The 6,151-nt window shown below is 61.4% G+C and carries 6 protein-coding genes; 4 read left to right on the forward strand and 2 right to left on the reverse strand.

The window, feature by feature from the left end; genetic code table 11:
* Positions 1-27: 27 nt before the first annotated feature.
* Positions 28-1,275: a metal-dependent hydrolase family protein gene (locus KHO33_RS37595; protein WP_054042109.1), complete on the forward strand. Its 1,248-nt coding sequence runs from the start codon at positions 28-30 to the stop codon at positions 1,273-1,275.
* Between the two features lie 45 nt (positions 1,276-1,320).
* On the opposite strand, the gene KHO33_RS37600 is transcribed toward KHO33_RS37595, so the two are convergent.
* Positions 1,321-2,232: a DMT family transporter gene (locus KHO33_RS37600; protein ID WP_054042107.1), complete on the reverse strand. Its 912-nt coding sequence runs from the start codon at positions 2,230-2,232 to the stop codon at positions 1,321-1,323.
* A gap of 124 nt (positions 2,233-2,356) precedes the next feature.
* On the opposite strand from KHO33_RS37600, the gene KHO33_RS37605 reads away from it, so the two are divergent.
* From KHO33_RS37605 to KHO33_RS37615, 3 genes are read left to right on the forward strand one after another with little or no spacing between them, the layout of a single operon-like run.
* Positions 2,357-3,277: a LysR family transcriptional regulator gene (locus KHO33_RS37605; protein WP_200567755.1), complete on the forward strand. Its 921-nt coding sequence runs from the start codon at positions 2,357-2,359 to the stop codon at positions 3,275-3,277.
* A 3-nt stretch (positions 3,278-3,280) separates the two neighbouring features.
* Positions 3,281-3,439, forward strand: a complete 159-nt coding sequence (locus KHO33_RS37610; RefSeq protein ID WP_200567756.1) for a hypothetical protein — start codon at positions 3,281-3,283, stop codon at positions 3,437-3,439.
* The gene (locus KHO33_RS37615; RefSeq protein ID WP_200567757.1) at positions 3,426-4,547 is read left to right on the forward strand and encodes an asparaginase; all 1,122 of its coding nucleotides are present in this window, start codon (positions 3,426-3,428) and stop codon (positions 4,545-4,547) included. The genes KHO33_RS37610 and KHO33_RS37615 overlap by 14 nt, the downstream gene beginning before the upstream one ends.
* Positions 4,548-4,571: 24 nt before the next feature.
* On the opposite strand, the gene KHO33_RS37620 is transcribed toward KHO33_RS37615, so the two are convergent.
* On the reverse strand, positions 4,572-5,351 hold the full coding sequence (locus KHO33_RS37620) for a hypothetical protein (RefSeq protein ID WP_200567758.1): 780 nt from the start codon (positions 5,349-5,351) through the stop codon (positions 4,572-4,574).
* Positions 5,352-6,151 lie beyond the last annotated feature (800 nt).

Raw genomic sequence — 6,151 nt, forward strand, 5'->3', positions numbered from 1 at the left:
TTCCTTCATCCAGTCAGGAAGATATCAATGAGCATTACGGTAATCAGCGGCGGCAACGTACTCGATCTGGTCCAGGGTGTGTTGCTCGAACATCATCACGTCGTGATCGAAAACGGTCATGTCGTCGAGGTCACCGATCGCCCTGTCGATCTGCCGAATGCGCGCGTAATCGATGCACGCGGCAAGACGGTGATGCCCGGCTTGATCGATTGTCACGTGCACGTGCTGGCTTCGCGCGCGAATCTCGGTGTGAATGCGACGCAGCCGAATATCCTCACCGCGATTCGCGCGCTGCCGATCCTGAAGGCGATGCTCGGCCGCGGCTTTACGACGGTGCGTGATGCGGGCGGCGCGGATTGGGGTTTGACGCAGGCGCTGGAGAGTGGATTGATTCCAGGGCCGCGTATTTTTCCGTCGGGCAAGGCGTTGTCGCAAACCGGCGGTCACGGCGATTTCCGTCCGCGAGGCGATGTACTCGAACCCTGTTCATGCGCCTTTCGCGCCGGGGCAATTGCGCGAGTGGTCGACGGTGTCGATGCGGTGCGGCTTGCCGTGCGTGAAGAGATTCAGAAGGGCGCTACGCAGATCAAGATCATGGCATCCGGTGGCGTCGCTTCGCCGACCGATCCGATCAGCAACACGCAATACTCCGAGGACGAAATCCGCGCGATCGTCGCTGAAGCGGAAGCAGCCAACACATACGTGATGGCGCATGCGTACACAGGCCGCGCGATTTCGCGTGCGATTCGCTGTGGCGTGCGCACGATCGAGCACGGCAATCTGGTCGACGAAGCCGCCGCAAAACTGATGCGCGAGCACGGCGCATTCGTCGTGCCAACGCTGGTCACCTACGATGCTTTGGCCAAACACGGCGCCGATTACGGCTTGCCCGCCGATTCGATTGCCAAGGTTGAGACCGTGCGGCAAGCCGGGCGCGACTCGCTGCAGATCTATGCAAATGCCGGTGTACCGATGGGCTTCGGTTCGGATCTGCTCGGCGAAATGCATACGTTCCAGAGCGACGAATTGCGCATTCGCGCGGAAGTGCTCGGTAATCTGGACGCACTGCGTTCGGCCACCACGATTGCGGCCGATATCGTCGACCGGCGCGGCAAGCTCGGCGTCATCAAAGCAGGGGCAATCGCCGACGTGCTGGTGGTCGACGGCAATCCGCTCAAGGATATCGGCGTGTTGACCGGGCAGGGCGAGCGCCTCGAGTATGTCTTGCAGCATGGCGAGGTGGTGAGCGAGCGGGGCACGGTCGCGTCGCGCTAATCGGCAGATGCGTGTGCAGCGATCGGCGCGGGCCTCGGAGAATCTCTAAGCCCCCGCCGCGCTCACACGCAACGCGGTCCATCGCACCGTCGCGAGAATCGATGCGGCAACGATCAACGCACCGCCGATCCATGCCGCCGTTGAAATCCGTTCACCTAACCAGATGCACGCGAACAGCGCGCCGAAGGCGGGTTCGCTGCCCATCAGCAACGACACGCGCGTGGGGCTGCTGCGTTTGATCGCGAAGTTCTGTGCAAAGAACGCGAACAACGTACACGCGATCACCAGATAGCCGATGTAACCCCAGAACACAGCATGCCCGGCAAGCGACGGCAGCGGTTGCCACTGTTGCGGCACAAACAGCACCGCCACCGCCGCGCTGCCAAATGCCACCACGCCTGACTGAACTGCTGTCACCGACAACGGCGGCAGTGCCGAGTCGCGCATCACACGTTTAGTCACGCACACGTTCAGCGCGCGCAGCAACGCGGCGAGCAGAATCAGCGCGTCGCCGGGATTGAAACTCAGCGCGCCATCCCCCGCCAACAGCCAGGCGCCGAACAGCGAAAGCGCAACAGCCGCCCATTCGATGCGAGTCGGCCTGCGCTTGAGCAGCCACCATTCGACGAGCGGCGTCAGCACCACACATAAGCTGATCAGAAACGCCGCATTGGCTGCGCGCGTCAGCAGAATACCGAAGGTTTCGCAGAGAAAAATACCGAGCAACAGGGCGCCCGCGATCAGCACGCCGCGCAGCGTGCGAGCATCGGCGGCGCGCAAATGACGCAAGGCGGGCGACAGGATCAAGAAGGTGATGCCGAAGCGGATCGCGAGCAAACCCAAAACTGGATAGAACACCAGGGCGCTTTTGACGACGCCGTAACTGGTGCCCCACACCACGGCGACCGCGAGCAGCATCAGATCGGATAGCAGAAGCAGGCGTTCTTGTTTCGACATGGCGGACCTCGTACAGATGAGCGCGTATTGTCGAACTTTGCTTCCAAGGCGATAATCGGGTCGCTGCGCATAGCATTTATGTTTCAAACGCACTAATCGGCTCAAACTCCACGAGCGCCCGACGATGAACCCAACCGATCTTTTTGCCTTGCTGCCGGATATGGCGGTTTTCGCGCGCGTCGTCGATGCCGGCAATTTTTCGGTCGCCGCACGTCAGCTCGGCAGTACACCGTCCACGGTCAGTCGTCAGATCAAACGGCTCGAGGACGCGTTGGCGACACGCCTGCTCGAACGGTCCACGCGCACGGTGCGGGTCACTGAATCCGGTGCACAGGTGGCGCGTTTCTGCCGCGATATGCTGAGCGCGGCATCGGGCGCGGTGGATGCCGCCGGGCAACTGGCGGCGCGGCCGCAAGGCAAAGTCCGCGTGAGCGCGCCCACCGCGTTCGCGAAGACCGTGATTCATCCGCTGATCCCCGGCTTTCTGCGCGCCTACGACGAAGTCGACCTGCAATTGCTGTTCACCGATCACGACGTAGATCCGCTTGCCGACGATGTCGATCTGGTGATCCGCCTGACCGAGCATCCTCCGCAAGGGCTCGCGGGACGCAGGCTGCGGACCGTGCGCTGGCTGCTGGTTGCATCGCCGGCTTATTTACGTGAGCACGGCACGCCGGCGCAACCGCGCGATCTCCTCAAGCACGATTGCATCTACCTCGGCGAAACCGCCGACGACAACCGCTGGCGCTTTCGCCGTGGCACGGAGACACAAACCGTCGACGTGAAAGGGCGTTACATCGCCAACCATGCGGGCGCGCGGCTCGAAGCCGCGCAGCAGGATTTCGGCATCGCGAATCTGCCTGAGTTTGCCGCCACCGATGCATTGCTCAGTGGCGAACTTGTGCAAGTGCTGCCGGATTGGAATCTCGAAGCGCGCGCTTACGTGGGGTCGGTGTGGCTGTTGTATCCACCGAACCGCTTCTTACCGCCGAAGGTGAGGGCGCTGATCGACTATCTTGTCGAGCATATTCACGAAGCGGCTTAAGCAATGGGCCGCCGCTTCGTGCAACTCGCTTGCATGCTGTGGCTGGCCAACGGAGATTTGGATTGCGCGAAAGACGAACGTAGAATCGCTCGCGTCACCATGATTGATAACGATCGCGACGACCGACGCGATCAGGAGGAGAACAAACATGACTTTGCGTGAGACCGGACCGATTGCGGCGACTGTCTATCGCGGCGAAGCGATCGAGAACACACATATCGCCCATGTCGCGGTGGTTCAGGCCGATGGCCGCCTGCTGTATTCATTCGGCGATCCGTCGCGTATCACGCTGGCGCGCTCCGCGGCAAAACCGGCGCAAGCTTTGGCGGTGGTCGAGACCGGCGCGCTCGAGCGTTTCGGTTTCGACGAAACGGATCTCGCGCTCATGTGCGCTTCGCACAGCAGCGAGCCGCGCCATATCGAACGCACGAGGCAGATGCTGGCCAAGGCGCAGGTCAGCGAAGCCGATCTGCGTTGCGGCGGGCATCCTCCGCTGTCCGACGCCGTGTACGTCGACTGGCTGAAGCGCGATTTCAAACCGGATGCGGTGTGCAGCAACTGTTCGGGTAAGCACGCCGGCATGCTGGCCGGGGCGCGCTCTATCGGCGCGGCAGTAAGGGGCTATGAACTGCCGGAGCACCCGCTACAGGTGCGCGTGAAGCATACCGTCGCCGAGGTATGCGACTTACCGGACGACGCCGTGCAATGGTCGATCGACGGTTGCAATCTGCCGACGCCTGCGTTCCCCCTCGACCGACTCGCCCGACTGTTCGCGAAGCTCGCAGCCGCGGAGGATGAGGTTTCGGCTTCTTCTGCGGCTTCTTCTGCGGCTTCTTCGTCCAGTACGTCCTCCATTTCGCCACGCACTGTTGCGCTCGCACGCATCTATCGTGCGATGGCCGCGCATCCGGAGTGGGTAGCAGGCGAGGGGCGTTTCTGTACGGCCTTGATGCGCGCGTTCGATGGCGCGCTGATCGGCAAGGTCGGTGCAGACGGCAGCTATGCCATCGGCGTGCGTGCGTCGCGGCAAACTGAGCAGCTCGGCGCCAACGGTGCACTCGGCATTGCGGTGAAGGTGGAGGACGGCAACATCGGCGTGCTGTATGCGACCGTTGCTGAACTGCTCGCGCGGCTTGATATCGGCAGCCCTGAGCAACGTGCGCAACTAGACGCGTTTCATAAGCCGCGCATGATCAACACCATGGGCATCGAAATCGGCCATCTGGCCTTTTCGCTTGCGCTTGAGGCGCATTCACACCGCGGGGCGTAAAGCGATGCGGGGCACTGCAGCGGGTTATGCGTCGTCTTTCTTGAAGCGATCTTGTATGGCGACCAGTTGATCATCGCTGGTGGCCACGATCCACAGACGGGCGCGCTCGGCCATCAGGCGATTGTGATCTTTTAGCACGCCCATCGACACGGCCGTTTTCCACGCGACGGGTGCGGCGCGACTGGTTCTTCCGGACGGTGTGCCGACCAGCAATGAATAGGGTCCGAGGGGCAGCGAGACGAACGGCATGGCGGGCTTCACGCGCACGCGCCAGTCGATGAAGGGTGAATCGCTGAAGAGAAGCGGCGTGGGCAGACCGTACAGCACGGTGAAGTCGTAGAGCGCCAGCTGTTCGCGCATGGGCGTGTAGACCCGGCGAATATCGTCGACGAGGGCCGCACGGATTTCGTCGTCGAACATTGCTTCTTGCGTGTAGTGGTCGACTGCTTGCAGCGCGTCGTGCTGATAGGCGCTGAAGATTGCCAGGTCGAGACAATCATGAACGGCGCGTTGGACTTCTGCGGCGGAACCGGCTTCTTCGGGTTTGCCGAGTTGCGCGGCGCGGAGGAAGCGGGCGAGGGCGGCGTCCTGGGTTGCGGGGCCGGTGGCCAGTGGGTCGTCGGTGACGTCTTTGTCGAGCGGGACGTAGAGGTATTTTTCTGCTGCGAAGCGGGATTTTTTGCCGTCATCGAAGCTGATTTCGCCGGTGACGCAGTTGAGGTAGCGAGTGCCGATGTGGCCGTGTTCCCACACGAAGTTTTTCAGGAAGGGGCGCAGGGGGTGGAGTGGGTCAGGGTGTTGCATTTTTTTGTTGCACTCCGTGCGGGTTTTGGGGTTTGGGTATGGTCACATAGAAATTGGGGTTTATGGTTTTTTTCCCTGCGGGGCGGTTGTTTGTCAGTGTTCTTTGGCCTTTCCTTGATCTGGTTTTGGTGCCTTTCCTTGCATTGTTAGTGGTCTATTAGCGTTCCCCCTGTGCGGGGGGCACCTACTTTTCTTTGCCGCCGCAAAGAAAAGTAGGCAAAAGAAAGCGGCTAGAAGCCCCTGCTAAGCGGGCACCGTGGTTTGCCTGGGGTAGTGGTGCGACTGGAATCCGTGTTCTCTCACATTCGGCGTTAGTGACAAAGGATTCATCAGCTCCCACTCCGCACTGCGTGCGTCGCGGACGGGTCTGCTTGGGAAACCACGAGGTTCGGTTTTGGTTTGTGGGGGCCGTCGGCTTCGCCTCGGCGAGGTGCTCCCGCATTAACCGCGGGAACCCCACTCAACAATATATTTCGGTGTGCCACGATTACAGTCACGGCTGCGCTGGTGGCAATGCAATGACGAGCCACGGCCCGGTGGCAAGACGTCGCGTCAAAACGTAGCGATCGGTTTTATGAACAGCTCTTCGGCGCGCGCAGCGCCGCCGGAAGTATGACGCCCTTGTCACAAGCGCGTGCAGCGGCACGAACACAGATTTCAGATGCACCACTACCCTGAGCGAGCTGCGGGACCCGCTTAGCAGGGGCTTCTAGCCGCTTTCTTTTGCCTACTTGTATATTCCCTCCTGTGGCGCCGACCCGATCAGTTGTCGCCACATGGACAGTCAGCTCGTCTGCCTA

It is taken from the genome of Paraburkholderia nemoris, from assembly GCF_905221015.1.
GTDB classification, from domain to species: domain Bacteria; phylum Pseudomonadota; class Gammaproteobacteria; order Burkholderiales; family Burkholderiaceae; genus Paraburkholderia; species Paraburkholderia nemoris.